Source organism: Pseudoalteromonas rubra, assembly GCF_005886805.2.
GTDB classification, from domain to species: Bacteria; Pseudomonadota; Gammaproteobacteria; order Enterobacterales; family Alteromonadaceae; genus Pseudoalteromonas; species Pseudoalteromonas rubra_D.
On record NZ_CP045429.1, the window covers coordinates 43,577 to 60,138 of the forward strand.

Sequence of the window (16,562 nt, forward strand, 5' to 3'; positions counted from 1 at the left end):
TTAGTATTACTTAACTTCTGGCGAAGTTAAAACTGTCTTTAGCAGTACAATTCAAAACTATTTTGGGTTGTATGGTTAAGTGACTAAGCGTACACGGTGGATGCCTTGGCAGTTGGAGGCGATGAAGGACGTACTAACTTGCGATAAGCCTAGTTGAGCCAGTAAGAGGCACTTGAGACTAGGATTTCCGAATGGGGAAACCCGGCCCTTTGGGTCATCATGCAGTGAATACATAGCTGTATGAAGCGAACGCGGAGAACTGAAACATCTAAGTACCCGTAGGAAAAGAAATCAACCGAGATTCCGAAAGTAGCGGCGAGCGAAATCGGATTAGCCCTTAAGCTTTAATGTAGTTAGTGGAACATTCTGGAAAGTATGACGATACAGGGTGACAGTCCCGTACACGACAACTTATTTAAAGTGAAATCGAGTAGGTCGGAGCACGTGAAACTTTGACTGAATATGGGGGGACCATCCTCCAAGGCTAAATACTCCCAACTGACCGATAGTGAACCAGTACCGTGAGGGAAAGGCGAAAAGAACCCCTGTGAGGGGAGTGAAATAGAACCTGAAACCGTGTACGTACAAGCAGTAGGAGCCCCTCGAGGGTGACTGCGTACCTTTTGTATAATGGGTCAGCGACTTATATTCTGTAGCAAGGTTAACCATTTAGGGGAGCCGTAGCGAAAGCGAGTCTTAACTGGGCGCTTAAGTTGCAGGGTATAGACCCGAAACCCGGTGATCTAGCCATGGGCAGGTTGAAGGTCAGGTAACACTGACTGGAGGACCGAACCCACTAACGTTGAAAAGTTAGGGGATGACCTGTGGCTAGGAGTGAAAGGCTAATCAAACCGGGAGATAGCTGGTTCTCCCCGAAATCTATTTAGGTAGAGCCTCGGACGAATACTTACGGGGGTAGAGCACTGTTAAGGCTAGGGGGTCATCCCGACTTACCAACCCTTTGCAAACTCCGAATACCGTAAAGTACTATCCGGGAGACACACGGTGGGTGCTAACGTCCATCGTGGAGAGGGAAACAACCCAGACCGTCAGCTAAGGTCCCAAAGTGTATGTTAAGTGGGAAACGATGTGGGAAGGCTAAAACAGCTAGGAGGTTGGCTTAGAAGCAGCCATCCTTTAAAGAAAGCGTAATAGCTCACTAGTCGAGTCGGCCTGCGCGGAAGATGTAACGGGGCTAAACATACCACCGAAGCTACGGCTGCGAACTTAGTTCGCGGGGTAGGGGAGCGTTCTGTAAGCGGCTGAAGGTGAACTGTAAGGTTTGCTGGACGTATCAGAAGTGCGAATGCTGACATGAGTAACGATAATGCGGGTGAAAAACCCGCACGCCGGAAGACCAAGGGTTCCTATCCCATGTTAATCAGGGTAGGGTGAGTCGACCCCTAAGGCGAGGCTGAAGAGCGTAGTCGATGGGAAACGGGTTAATATTCCCGTACTTGGTATAAATGCGATGGGGGGACGGAGCAGGCTAGGCAAGCATGGCGTTGGTTGTCCATGTGAAAGGCTGTAGGCTGGTGACTTAGGAAAATCCGGGTCGCTAAGGCTGAGAGTCGAGACGAGCCACTACGGTGGTGAAGTTGTTGATGCCCTACTTCCAGGAAAAGCCTCTAAGCTTCAGTTTATATCGAATCGTACCCTAAACCGACACAGGTGGTCAGGTAGAGAATACTAAGGCGCTTGAGAGAACTCGGGTGAAGGAACTAGGCAAAATTGTACCGTAACTTCGGGAGAAGGTACGCTCTTACTTGTGAAGACTTCGCGTCGTAAGCAGGCGAGAGCCGCAGTGACCAGGTGGCTGGGACTGTTTATTAAAAACACAGCACTGTGCAAAATCGTAAGATGACGTATACGGTGTGACACCTGCCCGGTGCCGGAAGGTTAATTGATGGGGTTAGCTTAGGCGAAGCTCTTGATCGAAGCCCCGGTAAACGGCGGCCGTAACTATAACGGTCCTAAGGTAGCGAAATTCCTTGTCGGGTAAGTTCCGACCTGCACGAATGGTGTAACCATGGCCACGCTGTCTCCACCCGAGACTCAGTGAAATTGAAATCGCAGTGAAGATGCTGTGTACCCGCGGCTAGACGGAAAGACCCCGTGAACCTTTACTACAGCTTGGCACTGAACATTGACCCTACATGTGTAGGATAGGTGGGAGGCTTTGAAGCGCAGTCGCTAGATTGCGTGGAGCCGTCCTTGAAATACCACCCTTGTAGTGTTGATGTTCTAACTTAGGCCCCTAATCGGGGTTGAGGACAGTGCCTGGTGGGTAGTTTGACTGGGGCGGTCTCCTCCCAAAGAGTAACGGAGGAGCACGAAGGTTGGCTAAGTACGGTCGGACATCGTACGGTTAGTGTAATGGTAGAAGCCAGCTTAACTGCGAGACAGACACGTCGAGCAGGTACGAAAGTAGGTCATAGTGATCCGGTGGTTCTGAATGGAAGGGCCATCGCTCAACGGATAAAAGGTACTCCGGGGATAACAGGCTGATACCGCCCAAGAGTTCATATCGACGGCGGTGTTTGGCACCTCGATGTCGGCTCATCACATCCTGGGGCTGAAGTCGGTCCCAAGGGTATGGCTGTTCGCCATTTAAAGTGGTACGCGAGCTGGGTTTAGAACGTCGTGAGACAGTTCGGTCCCTATCTGCCGTGGGCGTTTGAGAATTGAGAGGGGCTGCTCCTAGTACGAGAGGACCGGAGTGGACGAACCGCTGGTGTTCGGGTTGTCATGCCAATGGCATTGCCCGGTAGCTACGTTCGGAATCGATAACCGCTGAAAGCATCTAAGCGGGAAGCGAGCCTCGAGATGAGTTCTCACTTTAACTTTAAGTTAACTGAAGGGCCGTTGAAGACTACAACGTTGATAGGCGAGATGTGGAAGTGGTGTGAGCCATTGAGCTAACTCGTACTAATTACCCGTGAGGCTTAACCATACAACGCCAAAGTGGTTTTGTTTGTTAGAAGTTAAGAAATAAAGTAGACGATAAGAATTTAATACGCTTTTCCAGATTTTAGTGAGATGTTGATAAACATCTTGCGCAACAGTTTATGCTTGGTAACCATAGCATTTTGGAACCACCTGACTCCATGCCGAACTCAGTAGTGAAACGAAATAGCGCCGATGATAGTGTGGGGTTTCCCATGTGAAAGTAGGACATTGCCAAGCTCCAAATAAGAGAAACCCGTTGCAGCAATGCAGCGGGTTTTTTGCTATGTGCGATTTAAAAAGCTGTAAATAGAGTAGCATCGCCTATTCATCCATGAAGCTGGTATCTAGCAGTCTTTGGGGGCACTTCCCTGTGGAGGGCTCCCTGCTCGGCGTCCATGCTTCGCGTTCATTCATGTAACCACGTATCCTGAGCGCTCTTCTGGTGCACAGCACCGAAGTTTCTCAATAGTTAAGTAACACCGATATAGCGGCTCATATTGGCGGAGCTATGCTTTGCGCTCGTCAAGGTGCTTACATTGCTCTGTAGGCAATGACCCGTTATGATGAATGCTGGTTGTTGAGGTTATGAGTTGATTGTGTCCCTATACTTACTTGTCTTGTTTGTTATTTTTGCCCTATTTGGCTGTGCTTCCACTTACCTGGTGAAGTTTATTTATTGTTATTGGGTGAAGAAGCAGATTGAGATCCGATATGTATGGCGGGCATGTTTGTGTGCTCTGCTCATTATACCTATTTCTTTACTGAGTCAGTGGTTGGTTTAGTTGTCGGGTGGGTTAAGTGTTAACTGCCAGGCAAAGGCTTAGCTTGCTGGCAGTAAAAGCATTAAGGCAGAGGTTATTTCAATGTGATGGCCTGACATTGGCTATTGATGCAGAGCGCCTGGATAGGTAGCACCTGCTTGCACACTTCACTGGGTGGTGTTTGCTGATTGATAGCGCGCTCTTTTTTGGTTATTGCAACGGCCATTTGTTCTACCTGAGTTTCATCGACGTTGCGAACCGAATAGACGACGTACTGGCTTGGACCACCGCAGGTTTGCCGCTCTCCTACTCCAATGACTTTACACTGAAAGCTCGCATCACAGCCTTTGTCTGCAACGAATTCTGCCAGCGCAAAGTCATCACCATTGCTTGCAGACTGCGCGGTCTGTGTGGCGCTACAGCCGCTGAGCAAGCCTGTCAGTAAAAACAGCGTCAAACACTGATACTTCATCGAAATTCCCTAGTAGGTTGCCTGATTTGAATGCTCGAGTTTAACACATTTATTGTTAACGCACTGAGTTGCTGGCGCGCTCAGGTGTTCGCAAATACTGATCATCCGATTTTTGGCATTATAGGTGGCTTCGGCATGGGTAAGCTTGTCAGCCAGTTCTTTTACTTTGTCGGGGTCGGCCGTTTTTGTAGAAAAAATCACATAATCAGATGGGCCTCCGCATGCACGACTACCGACAGGCAGGACTTTGCACTGAGTCGTGGTATCACATTCTTTGTCTTTGGTAATGAATTTCAGATAGGCACGTTGATTCTTCAGGCCGGCTTCGTTGATCGCGTCTTTATCTATGTGCGCGACAGGTTCTTTTTCCATGACTTTGTCTGCTGGGGAAGGTTTACTGTGTCCAACATCATGGCGTACCGCTGCTTTTTTTTGCAGCTTGGCAGGTTCAACCGCACGCTGCTCCGCAGAGTCATGTTGCGTGGTGACGGTTTCCTCATTGTTTTGGGGTTCACTGTGTGAGGCATTGCAGCCTGCAATGAATAACAAACTGCAAAGAGAGAGTTTAAACGCGTTCATATTCGATCCTGTTAATTTTTTATCCAGTGTGCCGCGCTTTTTCTCCAGATACAAGAGGTCACGCGCCATAATAACAGGCGCGTGATTTGCTTATAGGCCACCGAGCGTGAGTTTTTGCGGGTCTAGTAATTCGCGTAACTGGGATTCGCTTAGCTCAGTGTGCTCTGCGGCAACTTCTATGATTGGGCGGCTTTGCTGATAGGCTTGCTTGGCAATAAATGCCGCCTTCTCATACCCGATCACCGGATTCAATGCCGTGACCAGGATAGGGTTGCGGGTGAGTGCCTGTTGTAGACTCGATTCGTTGACCTTGAAAGTAGCGATAGCTTTGTCTGCAAGCAAACGGGACATATTTGCCAGTAACTCGATACTTTGCAGGATATTGTAGGCAATGACCGGCAGCATCACGTTAAGCTCAAAGTTACCTGACTGGCCTGCCACAGTGATGGTAGCATCATTGCCAATTACCTGAGCACTGACCATTGCTGCGGCTTCCGGGATCACCGGGTTAACCTTACCTGGCATGATGGACGAACCTGGTTGTAAAGCTTGTAGCTCTATCTCGCTTAACCCTGCCAGAGGGCCTGAATTCATCCAGCGCAGATCGTTGGCGATTTTCATATTGGCGACGGCCAGCGTTTTTAACTGACCCGATAACGCCACAATGGCATCTTGTGAGCCGATGTTATAGAAGAAGTTTTTACTCGGGGTGAAGCGGATCCCAACATTACTGCTTAAGTAGCTGTTAAACGTAGCCGCGAAACGTGCATCGGCATTTACACCAGTACCAACGGCGGTGCCGCCCTGGCCAAGCTCATAAATCTTTTCCAGTGCCTGGACAATACCCTCACAGGCAGAATCGATCTGATGCTGCCAGCCGCTGAGTGTTTGTGCAAAGGTAACCGGCATAGCATCCATCAGATGGGTGCGGCCTGTTTTAACCAAATGACCGACCTCTTTGCTTTTGTGCTCAATGGTCTGAGACAGGTGCTTGAGTGCTGGCAGTAATTCATATACGGCCAGTATGGCACTGCTGACGTGAATCGCAGTAGGGATAACATCATTGGAGCTTTGCCCCATATTAACATGGTCATTGGGGTGGACCGTTTCGCCGCTGAGCTGAGTGGCCAAAGAAGCGATGACTTCATTGGCATTCATGTTGGAGCTGGTGCCTGAACCAGTCTGGAATACATCGACAGGAAATTGAGACAGGTGTTCTCCGTCAATGATCTGCTGACAAGCAGAGACGATGGCCTGAGCCTGGCTCGAAGGCAGGTGACCCAGCTCCTGATTTGACTCCGCGGCTGCTTGTTTTATGTAAGCCAGGGCACGAATAAAGCTACCGGGTAATGTCAGGCCACTGACGGGAAAATTATTAATGGCCCGCTGAGTTTGCGCCTGGTAAAGCGCATCTTGTGGTACGTCTAATACGCCCATGCTATCTGAAACTTGACGAAATTCGCTCATAACAACTCCTAGCTGTACGGATTAAATTCATGGCTAATGATTCTGGCTTCCCGCTCAAGCAGGTAAAACTTGTGTAACCCTCTGCGCTTAGCTTTGTAATAGCGTTTTAGGGCCAGCAGGGGTTTGTAAATCTGCTCCAGACATTGTTGTCTGATGCAGGTATGAACCAGTGGATCAGCAATGTGGTTAAGTAGTTCAAAGAATACTCGTCTGAGGTACAGCTCCTGTAGTAACGCACAGGATTGTCGCTCATACCATTTTGCTAACTCGCAGCCAGTGCGTATGAACTCCGCAACTTGTTGTGGTGCATCAAGGTGAGGGCGTGTGCAGTGCGCGTTGAGATGCGGCTTAAAGTTAATAAGCGCAAGCGGGGTCAGCATAGTGGAATATCCTTTAGTGTAACGATAATAATTATCATTACACTAAAGGGCAAGGTAAGCAAGCCCGGATTGTTGTCAGGGCGTTTAATTGTCTAGTTATAGCCAAGTAGAAATTGCTGTGAGGTCTTTTCTCGTTCTTGCTCCGGGCTGGTCAGGATGTTGGCAACTTCCTGACAGTAGTCCTGGCTTTCCAGTAAATTAGGTTCCGCTTCCGTGTCGACCAGACCACGGCTTTGTAACGGGGTTTGAGAGAGATCTGAGGTTGTCATAATGTGCTCCAAGCGTTAAGTGGAATTTTCAGTATAGACAATGCATGCTTTATACCAAGGATAAAAGCTTATATTTTTTATGTGTTTAAGGTTATGCAATCTAAAATGACTTGCATTTTAATGGCAAGATTGCCTCAATAGAGCGCAAACTTGGATCACAGAGGTGCAATATGGACAAACCTTTCTCACAAGCCTGTGAAAACAATAAGCGACCGATACTGGAAAAAATACGACCCTGCCTCACTGAGGTGACGTCTGTGCTGGAAATTGGCTCAGGCACTGGTCAGCATGCCGCTTTTTTTGCCAGCGCGCTGCCTCATTTAATCTGGCAGTGCAGCGATCTGGCGGTGAATCATGCCGGTATCCAAATGTGGTGCGAAGACAGTGGTGCAGCGAACTTACCGGCGCCGTTGACCCTTGATCTGTCATCAGTACCCTGGCCGGTCACGCAAGTGCCTGCGATTTATACCGCCAATACTTTACATATTGTGTCTGAAGCCCTGGTTGAAGCCTTCTTTGCCGGAGTCACGCAGCATCTGACGTCAGGTGGGTTACTGATGATATATGGACCTTTCAATTACCATGGCCAATTTACTTCTGCGAGCAATCAGGAGTTTGATGCGTTTTTACGGAGTCGCAATTCGCACAGTGGGATCCGTGATATCGAATGGATCTGCTCGCTGGCCAGCAGTGCCGCACTGATGCTACAAGAAGACAATGCGATGCCTGCGAACAATCGTTTATTGATCTTTAAACGGCAGTAACTCAGCACATTGATTCAGGTAATGGGCCATATGGACACGTTCACGGGTCAGGTAGTCGTCAATTGCCAGAGCAAAGTCAGGGTGACGAATATGGTGATAAGAATAAGTGAAGACGGGCTCGAATCCACGCGCCAGCTTATGCTCGCCTTGTGCACCTGCATCAAAGCGAGTTAATCCGCGACGAATGGCATACTCGATGCCCTGGTAATAGCATAACTCAAAGTGCAAATGCGTGTGGCTTTGAAGTGCGCCCCAGTATCGCCCATACAGCGTATGCTGGTCATGCAAGTACAGGCTGGCGGCCACGATTTCTCCCTGTTGGTATGCGCATACAATCGCAATCTGATCGCTCATAGTGTCACAGATCTGCCGGAAAAACGCTTCGTTCAGGTAACCCTGGTGCCCTGAGCGTTTCAGATAGGTGGTGGTGTAGCACAGATAGAATGCTTGTCGTATTTCATCAGTGATTTCGGCGCCCTGATACCAGCGAACGATTAACGCCTGATTGGTGACCGCTTTGCGCTCTTTTTTGATAGATTTGCGTTTGCGAGAGGTCATGGCATTTAAAAAGTCGTCAAAGTGCTTGTAGTCCTGGTTTTTCCAGTGAAACTGGACACCTTGACGTTCCATCAGCTGTTGTTTTTGCCAGCCAGCCCGTTGTGCCGGAAAGTTGATATGCCACCCTGACCAGTTCTGGTGTTGTGCTTCCTGGTGCAAGGCCGTTGTGACATAGTCATACAAAGCATCAGAGATCGGTTCACCGGACAGCATACGACTGCCCACCACAGGCGTGAAGGGAATGGCACAGATCCATTTAGGATAGTAGGCAAGCTGGTGGCGTTCGTATGCTTCAGCCCAGGCCCAGTCAAAAACATATTCACCATAAGAATGGAGCTTGATATATCCAGGCAGAAGCGCGACCAGTTGACTGTCACGGTATACCAGTAAGTGGTACGGCAGCCAGCCCGTGTCTTCGCCTACACAGCCGCTTAATTCCAGCGCTTCCAGCCACTGAACACTGCTAAACGGGGTATGGCCTGACAGTGCTGCTCGTTCGGTCTCTGTGAGGGTCGCCAGGTCAGTACTAAAGCGGTGTTGATACATAGTTTACTGCATTGCCTTGTCTAAAAACGTGACCAGCTGAGTGGTCATAGGGTCATAATCCGGATTAAAAGACACCCTGATTAGCGGCGTGTACTCAGCAAGGTTTGCTTTGCTGCGCTCACCAAAATTCGGTGTGTCCGTGGTTTTGCAGTGGGCAAAGGCACTGGTGTCGTCCAGGTAAGCATCGCAGTTTCGAAACACACCAGTTTTGCCATAGTAAGGGTGGTCGGGTGGATTTAAAAAGCCAATGTGTGACATATCAATCACGCCGTCCAGCGTTTTGATTTCAGTGACATCGATAGACTCTGGCAACGCGGTGAGCGCATTGGGTGTGTAGACTCGCAGTGCCAGTGGCGCTGTACGTGCTTGCGCCCAGCGTGATAAGAGCTGATAAGTGACCTGGCTATTAATGGTGGCATCGACATCACTGGCAATCACCAGCGTTGGCAAAGAAGCCGGTAAACTGGCCTCACGCATATCTGTCATCGCTTGCTCCACCAGGGTGACTGCATGCAGTGGAAATGACTCATACTTTGCCAGGTCCAGATCGGCTCCCTTATCCACCCAGTCAACCCAGGGGAGCCAATCCAGCCATTTTGCCAGCCAGGCTTTCTCACTGTGGCTCTGTGTTGCGGGCGCAACCAGTACCAGGGCAGCTAAATTATCTGGCCGACGTGCAGCAATTTCTGTGGTTGCCAGCGCGGCGCCGGTTGAATAGCCCAGCACAGCAAAGTCGCTGTAATCACTGGCTGTACGTGAAATGGCAAAGCGCACATGCTGTTGCCAGTCGCGGTAGTCTGTTTCTTTGAGGTCGCTGGCCGCTGTGCCATGCCCGGGCAAGAGCATAGTTCTCACGTCGTAACCCTGTGCATACAGATCTGCGGCCAGAGCGTGAAAGGTAAAAGGCGAATCGGTCAAGCCATGGATCAGCAGCACCGCTTTTTGGTTGTTCGGATGCGTTAACTCAAATGGAGCAACGTAATCTGCGATCTGGGTTGGTTTACTGGGCAGCAATGCAGAGACTTTGGTTGCCAGCTCACAGGGGATCGTTGCTTTGGGATTGCGTGCAAAGATCAGTGCCTGAGTTGTGCGGATATATGCTGAGTATGACTGCGCCTCGGGTATGTCCCGGATCGCATCACCGGTGCCGTTAGCAAAGCGATAGCTGCCCTGGTTAGCATCAGACTGATAGCGAGGCAGATCGGTCACTAAACTTTGGCATGTTTGCGCCTGCACTGGCATGGCCATCAGATGGATAAGTGGAGCCAGTAGGGAAACTAACAATCCTTTTTTCATCATGATTTTCGGTATTGTGTTAAGCATTGCACCAGCTTATCGCGCTCCAGCGGTTTTGCAAGGTGGCTGTTAAATCCAACTGCCAGTGCGTAAGTTTTATCTTCGGGCATCACATCCGCAGTCAGGGCGATGACAGGCAATTGCTGCTGAGTGAAGCGTTTACGCAGCAGCGCGGTTGCCTGATAACCGTCAAGGAGTGGCATCTGACAGTCCATGAGCACCAGATCAAAGGCTTGGTCTTGGCAGGCGTCTACGGCTTGTTGGCCATCACTGACCAAGACGAACTCCACGTCAATCGATTGTAGCATGGCTTTGATGACAAGCTGATTGACCGGGTTATCTTCGGCAACCAGTACCTGCATGCCTTTGAGTAAGGTTGGATCAGCCTCGATATTTTGCGCCAACTGCGCATCGCCAAAGGGGCAACGCAACGCAAAGGTAAAGGTACTGCCTTGTCCCGGTGCGCTTTTAACTGTGAGCTCGCCTGCCATGAGTTCTACCAGCTCTTTGCTGATTGCCAGGCCCAGACCGGTGCCGCCAAAGCGCCTCGATGTTGAGGCGTCGGCCTGTGTGAAAGGGGCAAAAATCAATGGCTGTTTGTGGTAATCAATGCCAATACCGGTGTCGATGATAGAGAAGGTAAGCAGGTAATCACTATCACCATGTAGTACTTCACAGTGCAGGGTTACTTTACCGTTGTCGGTAAACTTGACGGCATTACTGCACAGGTTTAAGAGGATCTGCTCCATCCGCAGCTCATCGGCTTTGAGCCAGCAGGCGCCGCTGATGTTAGTATTCAGCTGCCACTGCAACCCTTTGTCCGCAGCACTGGTGGCAAACAGGCTATCTATGCGGCCGAGTAAATGCTGCAAGTTAAAGTCGTGTTGTTCAATGACCAGATGGTTCGACTCGATTTTGGCAATATCAAGAATATCATTCACCAGGTTGAGCAAGGTTTTTGCTGCCATATCAATCCGGTTGGCATAAGACTGAAGGGTGTCAAATGAGTCGGTCGTCTTCATTAAAGAGGCAAACCCCACCACCGCATTTAGTGGGGTACGCAGTTCGTGGCTCATATTAGCCAGAAAGCGGCTTTTAGCCTGGTTGGCACGCTCGGCATCTTCAACGGCCTGGCGCAGGGACTGAGTGCGCTGCTCAACCAGATGATTGAGTTCGTAGTGCTGATAGTTGTTAAGCAGCACGATAAAGATGATCAAGGCGGTGATACTGAGCTGTAATAGCAACAACAACACGGTTTGTCGGTGGTTGAGGCTGGCAACAAAATCAGCCCTGAGCTCCAGCTTGATCCGCCAGACTTGGCCACCAAACTGAATACGGGTTTCAAACAGGTTTTCTGCTGCCACCTCAGCGGCTGAGAGCGCATGGTTACTATAGAAAGGCTCGGCCTCATTGCCATCATACACCGCAATATTATAGCTGCCGGCCTGTGACTGCTTCAGTGCCGAACCCAGCAGCGTATCGGTTTGTACCACCGCTGTGGCATAGCCAAGAATATCCGCTTGAGGGTCGGTTGCGCCGCGTCGGTAGACCGGGGAGAACAACAAATAAGCCGGCACCGGCGTATTACTTTGAATTAATTCTATGATGTCTGTGGCCTGTGGTTGCACGGCAATAATCGAGTTTTCTAGCGCTTGTTTGCGATTTTCACGCGAATACACATTAAAGCCCAGTGCACTGAAGTTTTCTGTTTGCGGTGAAATGTAGGTGACCACTACCAGAGGATCATCTGGGGTTAGGGGCAGCCCTTTGAGTTTCACCCGGCCGTCATATAGCGTATCAAACTTTTCCTGAAGGGCATTCCCCTGTGTTTGATCCAGCCTGACATTCCATGAAATCGCTCGCAAAAATGGATAACGAGCGCGCTGTTGCTCGGCGATTTGGTGAAACTCGTCAGCGTTTACCTCGCTCAGAGACTGCAACTTAGCAGCTACGCCCTGCACGGCCAGCATGCTGAGATTGACCTGTTGTAACAGCAGGTTTTCTATTAACCTGAGCTCTCTTTGCGCTTCTCGTTTGGCGGCCTGAACATTACCTTGATTGTATAAGTAGGTGGTCAGCACCACAGATAAAAACAGTACAAAGCTGGTGGCAAACACATTGCGACTGCGGTGATAACTGTGTTGTTTGAATGCCCATGCATCCAGCATCAGCAGCAGTAACGGGGTAAAGATCAGTATGCCCAGGCTATCGCCCAGCCACCAGGCCACCACATTTTGCCAGTGGTGGCTAAACTGATACTCAGGGTTAAACAGGCTAAGTGAGAAGACGCCAATGTTGGCCGAGATCAGGTTACAAAATATGCCGACCAAAAAGATGTAGTAGGCAATGTGTTTGCGGGTTCGCATTCGCAGCGGATCGCCCAACCAATGACGCAGAATAGAGCCACCGACCAGTCCCTGCAGGCAGGCGCCCAGCGCAATAATTGAGACTTGCAGCTGTTGCGATAAGGTCGCCTCGGAAAAAGTATTGCCGTGGGCTGTGGTCCAGTTAAACAGCGCCGAGGCGATAAATAAGCCGGGTAGAAAGCGCCAGCCCCAGATCAGCACACCTACCAGGCCGACGCCTGCGGGCAGCCAAATGGGCAGCACCTGATCCTGAAACGCAAAAGCGGTGAGTATTTTTCCCAGCACAAAGTAGCTCACTGTCATGAGCAAATAGGTAGCCCATTGGTGGTACGCTGTGCGAAATTGGAACTGCATGTTGATCCTGTCCTTTCGTTAAACTGGCAGGGGGCGTTTGGTAAACGTTTGTTTCAATACTATGGTCGACTCAATCCCTGCAATACAGCCGATGGCGCCAAGGCGGTGTTTGACAAAGTGCTCATAGCTGGGCAAATCTTCGGCAATGATCTCGAGTAAATAATCATGTGCACCGGATACCACAGAGCAGCTGAGTACCTGCTGCAGTTGTTCCACATCAGATTCAAACTGAGTGGCCGCTTGCGCAGAGTTCTCGCTCAGGCGAATAAAGGCATAGACCAATACAGTATAGCCTAGTGGCTGTGGTGCCAAAGTGGCGTGATAACCGAGAATAACACCATCTTGTTGTAACTTTTTGACACGCCTTAAGCAAGGGGTGTCTGATAAACTGGCTTGTTCCGCAAGTTGCGCATTGCTCAGCCGGGCGTTGTGCTGCAATGCCCTAAGTAGGATACGGTCTTTATTATCAAGGTGCGCCATAGTAGTGGATTCTGCTAACTGATGATGATTTATTTATAATTATTACTAATCCAGTCTAGCGTTTACATGAATTTTAGCAAATTTTAGCGCAAGAGTTTTGATAGCCTGAGAGCTCGGAAGTTAAGGAGTTTGTCATGACTACGCTGACACAGGCATTTGATCACTGGATCCGCAGTGATTTTGTTACGCTCAACGACACGCTGGAGGCTGCATACTGGCAGCAGCAGGATAAGGCGAATGTTGTGGGTGTAGAAGACCAGATAAAACAACAACTATTAAACGAAGGTCAGCAACACATCCAGGCCTTGCTGGCAGAGGGCAATACCGATGAAGGCTTCGATAATGCGTTCGATCTGCTTGGCAATGTTGGCCTGTACATGGCGGCATGTCGTCGTCATGAACTGACCGAGCCCAGCCGGGAGCACTATTCACCACTCAAGGAAGCCTCTGCGCTGGCCATGCACATTGGTGCGTCGATTGGCGTGACCCCTCGCTTTGCTACAGCGCACCTGACCACACATAATCGTGCAGTTGATGGGGTGTATAAACGCTTTACCAGTCATCCGGCTGAGCAGCTATTCATTGATTACAATACCCGTGCTATTTTGGCTTATAAACGTGCCGCAGAGTGTTTGTTAAAGATCCAGCCGCTGGGTATTTCGCACCCCATGACGCCAGTGCTGCTGGCCCAGGTCAAAGAAGGCCTGTTAGATGTGATCCGCTCTAATCAGTGTTTGTTTGAGCAGCTGGATACCGATGCTTTCTTTTACGTGGTGCGGCCTTATTACAAACCTTACCGGGTGGGTAAGGAGGTGTATCGCGGCGCTAATGCCGGGGACTTCGCCGGGATCAATGTCATCGATATGCTGCTGGGGTTATGTCAGGCCAATGATGTAAATTACGCTCAGATGCTGGTGGATAAGTTCCTGTATATGATGCCCGAGGATCAGGCCACTTTGCGCGAATGTATGCGCTTGCCCAATCTGATGGATGCGTTTGTGGCAGCAGGGTCGCAGCATCACACCAGTGGCTGGTATCAGGAGGCGGTGAGTGCTTTTGTACAAGTGTGCAAACTACATGGCGATACCGCTATTCAGCATCATAATCAGCTGGTAGAAAAATACATTGCACAGCCTTCGGGCGATATGAATACGCAGCATCTGGACAAAGTCACCGCCAGTGGGCCACCTTTACCTGTGTTGCTGAACCAACTGGCTTTATTGCGAGACAAACGGGCGGCGGCAAAACGTGAAGATGTCTTTACCCGCTTTGATGATTTAAATACGCTGCGTCGCAGCATAGCAAAGGACACACAATGAAACAGGCCGATTTCTCGTTACCACAGGGCCATTATTTACTCAGCCACTCGGTAGGCCGGCCACTGAAGACGGCCAGGCAGGACTTTATGACGCGCTATTTTGACCCCTGGTCAGGTGATAATCATGAGCCCTGGTATCAGTGGATCGACGGCATACAACAATTTACCGCAGCCCTGGCACGGTTATTCAATAGCCAGGCGGAGTATTTTTGTCCGCAAAGTAACCTTTCCAGCGGCTTGACGAAGTGGGTAATGAGCCTGCCGGAAACAGGCAAGCAAACCGTGCGAGTGCTGATGAGTGAAAGTGACTTTCCCAGCATGGGCTTTGTGTTGCAGCAAGCCGTACCTGATGTTGAGATCCGCTTTATTCCTGCGGCGCTGGATATGTCAGACTTAAGCGTCTGGCAGCAGCATCTGGATGATGATATTGACTGGGTGTTTGTGAGTCAGGTGTACTCCAATACAGGGCAACAAGCACCGGTTGAAGACATTACCCAGCTGGCCAAAGCACAGGGCTGTCGGGTGATCGTCGATGTGGCTCAGGCAGCAGGGGTGATCCCAATTGACCTGTCAGCCAGTGCTGCGGATTGTGTGCTGGGTTCTTGTGTTAAATGGCTGTGTGGCGGGCCAGGTGCCGGGTTTATCTGGGTGAATCCCAGCATTATTGAGGTGTGTCAGCCTAAAGATGTCGGCTGGTTCTCACATCAAAATCCTTTGGAATTTGATATTCATCATTTTACACCCCATCAAACTGCGTTGAGGTTTTGGGGAGGCACACCGTCCGTGGCAGCCTATATTTTTGCCGCACACAGCATCCAGTATTTTGCTGAACTGGGGGTTGAGCAGGTGCGGGCACACAATCTGGCATTGCTGGCGCGTTTGCAGGCTGAACTGGCACCCTGGTACATTGCCCCGACGGATGCGAAGCGCTGCTCAGGCACGGCTATCCTCAATGTGGGAGATAAACAGGATAAGGTGCTGGCGGCGTTACGGGAGGCCGGTATCGCGGTCGATGCCCGTAAGCTGGGGATCCGTGTCTCTCCGCATATTTACACCACTGTGGATGACATCGACGTCTTTATCCGGGTATTCAAAAGCGCACTATCGGGATGAGATGTGGCTCAGCCCCAGCGCTTTTCTGGTCTTAGTTTTGACTGAGCGCCAGTGAGTCACCGGTTGTGTGGGCGCGCGCTGTAACAGCTGCTCAAAATCTATGTCGGTAAAGGCAATTTCACTGTGGTGTGCCAGCATCACAGTGTCAGGTTCAAGCTGTTGTAGTTTTAACAAAGTAGCACGGTACAGCCGGGGGTAAAACACCGGATAGGGTGGGATCAGCTTACCGCGCACCTCTACCATCACATCGGCAATATACACGGTACTGCGCTGTGCGTGGTAGAGACTAATATCCCGATCGGTGTGGCCTGGGGTATGCAGTACCTGCCAGTCTTCAAAGCCTGGTAATGAGGCCCCATCGGGCAAGTAGACATCTGGTTTGAGGGTGCGGGCGTACCAGAGATTTTTGCGCGCCTTGCGTTTGCGTCCGGCAACCCATAAGGCCAGTGCGATGTCCGACAAATGCATCAGCATGCCATCTATCCCCTGATACCATTGACCCGGACAATTTGCCGTGGCAATGTGCGCGCCGCTTAGCTTTCTTAATGTATGCGCCCCACCGGCATGATCCGGGTGCATGTGAGTGACCACAATGAGCTTGAGCTGATCGACAGGGCGACGTAATTCATCGGTAATAAACCGGCAGATCAGCAACACGTCTGCACGGCTGCAGCCATCCAGCAAGAGCAGCTTGTCAGGATACTCCACCAGGTAAATATTCTGAATATAGCCTTCGAGGGTATGGATCTTCATGAGTGTATTTTATTCGCACGATTTCATGTCATATAGGTAACACATCTGACCAGATAGGCAAAATGAAATTGTCGGCAGGGGCGTCAGCTTGTCATTTTTCCTTAACAATAAATACATTTTCTAGCGTGACCCATGAA

General features: G+C 50.1%; 13 protein-coding genes and 2 rRNA genes. 5 read left to right on the plus strand and 10 right to left on the minus strand.

The genetic code is table 11. The features are described from left to right. The first annotated feature begins 73 nt into the window (after window positions 1-73). Together CWC22_RS00185 and rrf are read left to right on the plus strand one after the other, a co-directional pair. Window positions 74-2,953, plus strand: a 23S ribosomal RNA gene (locus tag CWC22_RS00185). A gap of 118 nt (window positions 2,954-3,071) precedes the next feature. After that, a 5S ribosomal RNA gene (rrf, locus tag CWC22_RS00190) occupies window positions 3,072-3,186 on the plus strand. Between the two features lie 618 nt (window positions 3,187-3,804). On the opposite strand, the gene CWC22_RS00195 is transcribed toward rrf, so the two are convergent. The 5 genes from CWC22_RS00195 to CWC22_RS00215 all read right to left on the minus strand — a co-directional run bounded on the left by CWC22_RS00195 (window position 3,805) and on the right by CWC22_RS00215 (window position 6,877). Continuing rightward, window positions 3,805-4,182 (minus strand): hypothetical protein, encoded by a 378-nt coding sequence (locus CWC22_RS00195; RefSeq protein WP_125564736.1) that lies wholly within the window; start codon window positions 4,180-4,182, stop codon window positions 3,805-3,807. Window positions 4,183-4,191: 9 nt separating this feature from the next. Continuing rightward, a complete protein-coding gene (locus CWC22_RS00200) occupies window positions 4,192-4,761 on the minus strand; it encodes a hypothetical protein (RefSeq protein ID WP_138539791.1) in 570 nt (189 codons plus the stop codon). Window positions 4,762-4,851: 90 nt separating this feature from the next. Next, entirely contained in the window at window positions 4,852-6,228 is a 1,377-nt protein-coding gene (locus CWC22_RS00205; RefSeq protein WP_138539792.1) for a class II fumarate hydratase, read from the minus strand. Window positions 6,229-6,236: 8 nt separating this feature from the next. Continuing rightward, window positions 6,237-6,608, minus strand: a complete 372-nt coding sequence (locus CWC22_RS00210) for a hypothetical protein (RefSeq protein WP_125564730.1) — start codon at window positions 6,606-6,608, stop codon at window positions 6,237-6,239. A 92-nt stretch (window positions 6,609-6,700) separates the two neighbouring features. Next, window positions 6,701-6,877, minus strand: coding sequence for a hypothetical protein (locus CWC22_RS00215; RefSeq protein WP_171045162.1), 177 nt, complete (start codon window positions 6,875-6,877; stop codon window positions 6,701-6,703). A 170-nt stretch (window positions 6,878-7,047) separates the two neighbouring features. Between CWC22_RS00215 and CWC22_RS00220 the strand changes: the two genes are divergently transcribed. Next, the gene (locus CWC22_RS00220; RefSeq protein WP_138539793.1) at window positions 7,048-7,641 is read left to right on the plus strand and encodes a DUF938 domain-containing protein; all 594 of its coding nucleotides are present in this window, start codon (window positions 7,048-7,050) and stop codon (window positions 7,639-7,641) included. Here the strand turns inward: CWC22_RS00220 and CWC22_RS00225 are convergent. From CWC22_RS00225 to CWC22_RS00240, 4 genes are read right to left on the minus strand one after another with little or no spacing between them, the layout of a single operon-like run. After that, the gene (locus tag CWC22_RS00225; protein ID WP_138539794.1) at window positions 7,618-8,745 is read right to left on the minus strand and encodes a GNAT family N-acetyltransferase; all 1,128 of its coding nucleotides are present in this window, start codon (window positions 8,743-8,745) and stop codon (window positions 7,618-7,620) included. The two genes, CWC22_RS00220 and CWC22_RS00225, sit on opposite strands and share 24 nt — an antisense overlap. Window positions 8,746-8,748: 3 nt before the next feature. After that, window positions 8,749-10,068 (minus strand): alpha/beta hydrolase, encoded by a 1,320-nt coding sequence (locus CWC22_RS00230; RefSeq protein ID WP_138539795.1) that lies wholly within the window; start codon window positions 10,066-10,068, stop codon window positions 8,749-8,751. Further along, window positions 10,041-12,761, minus strand: a complete 2,721-nt coding sequence (locus tag CWC22_RS00235) for an ATP-binding protein (RefSeq protein ID WP_138539796.1) — start codon at window positions 12,759-12,761, stop codon at window positions 10,041-10,043. The genes CWC22_RS00230 and CWC22_RS00235 overlap by 28 nt, the downstream gene beginning before the upstream one ends. Before the next feature lie 18 nt (window positions 12,762-12,779). Beyond that, window positions 12,780-13,241, minus strand: coding sequence for an Lrp/AsnC family transcriptional regulator (locus tag CWC22_RS00240; RefSeq protein ID WP_125564720.1), 462 nt, complete (start codon window positions 13,239-13,241; stop codon window positions 12,780-12,782). A 134-nt stretch (window positions 13,242-13,375) separates the two neighbouring features. Here CWC22_RS00240 and CWC22_RS00245 point away from each other — a divergent pair, with 134 nt between their 5' ends. Both CWC22_RS00245 and CWC22_RS00250 read left to right on the plus strand, forming a co-directional pair. After that, complete coding sequence (locus CWC22_RS00245) at window positions 13,376-14,560, plus strand: PrnB family protein (RefSeq protein ID WP_138539797.1); 1,185 nt, start codon at window positions 13,376-13,378, stop codon at window positions 14,558-14,560. After that, window positions 14,557-15,672 carry an aminotransferase class V-fold PLP-dependent enzyme gene (locus CWC22_RS00250; protein WP_138539798.1) on the plus strand — a complete coding sequence of 372 codons (1,116 nt, stop codon included), beginning with the start codon at window positions 14,557-14,559 and terminating at the stop codon, window positions 15,670-15,672. The genes CWC22_RS00245 and CWC22_RS00250 overlap by 4 nt, the downstream gene beginning before the upstream one ends. On the opposite strand, the gene CWC22_RS00255 is transcribed toward CWC22_RS00250, so the two are convergent. Beyond that, entirely contained in the window at window positions 15,661-16,425 is a 765-nt protein-coding gene (locus tag CWC22_RS00255) for an MBL fold metallo-hydrolase (protein ID WP_138539799.1), read from the minus strand. The two genes, CWC22_RS00250 and CWC22_RS00255, sit on opposite strands and share 12 nt — an antisense overlap. Between the last annotated feature and the right edge of the window lie 137 nt (window positions 16,426-16,562).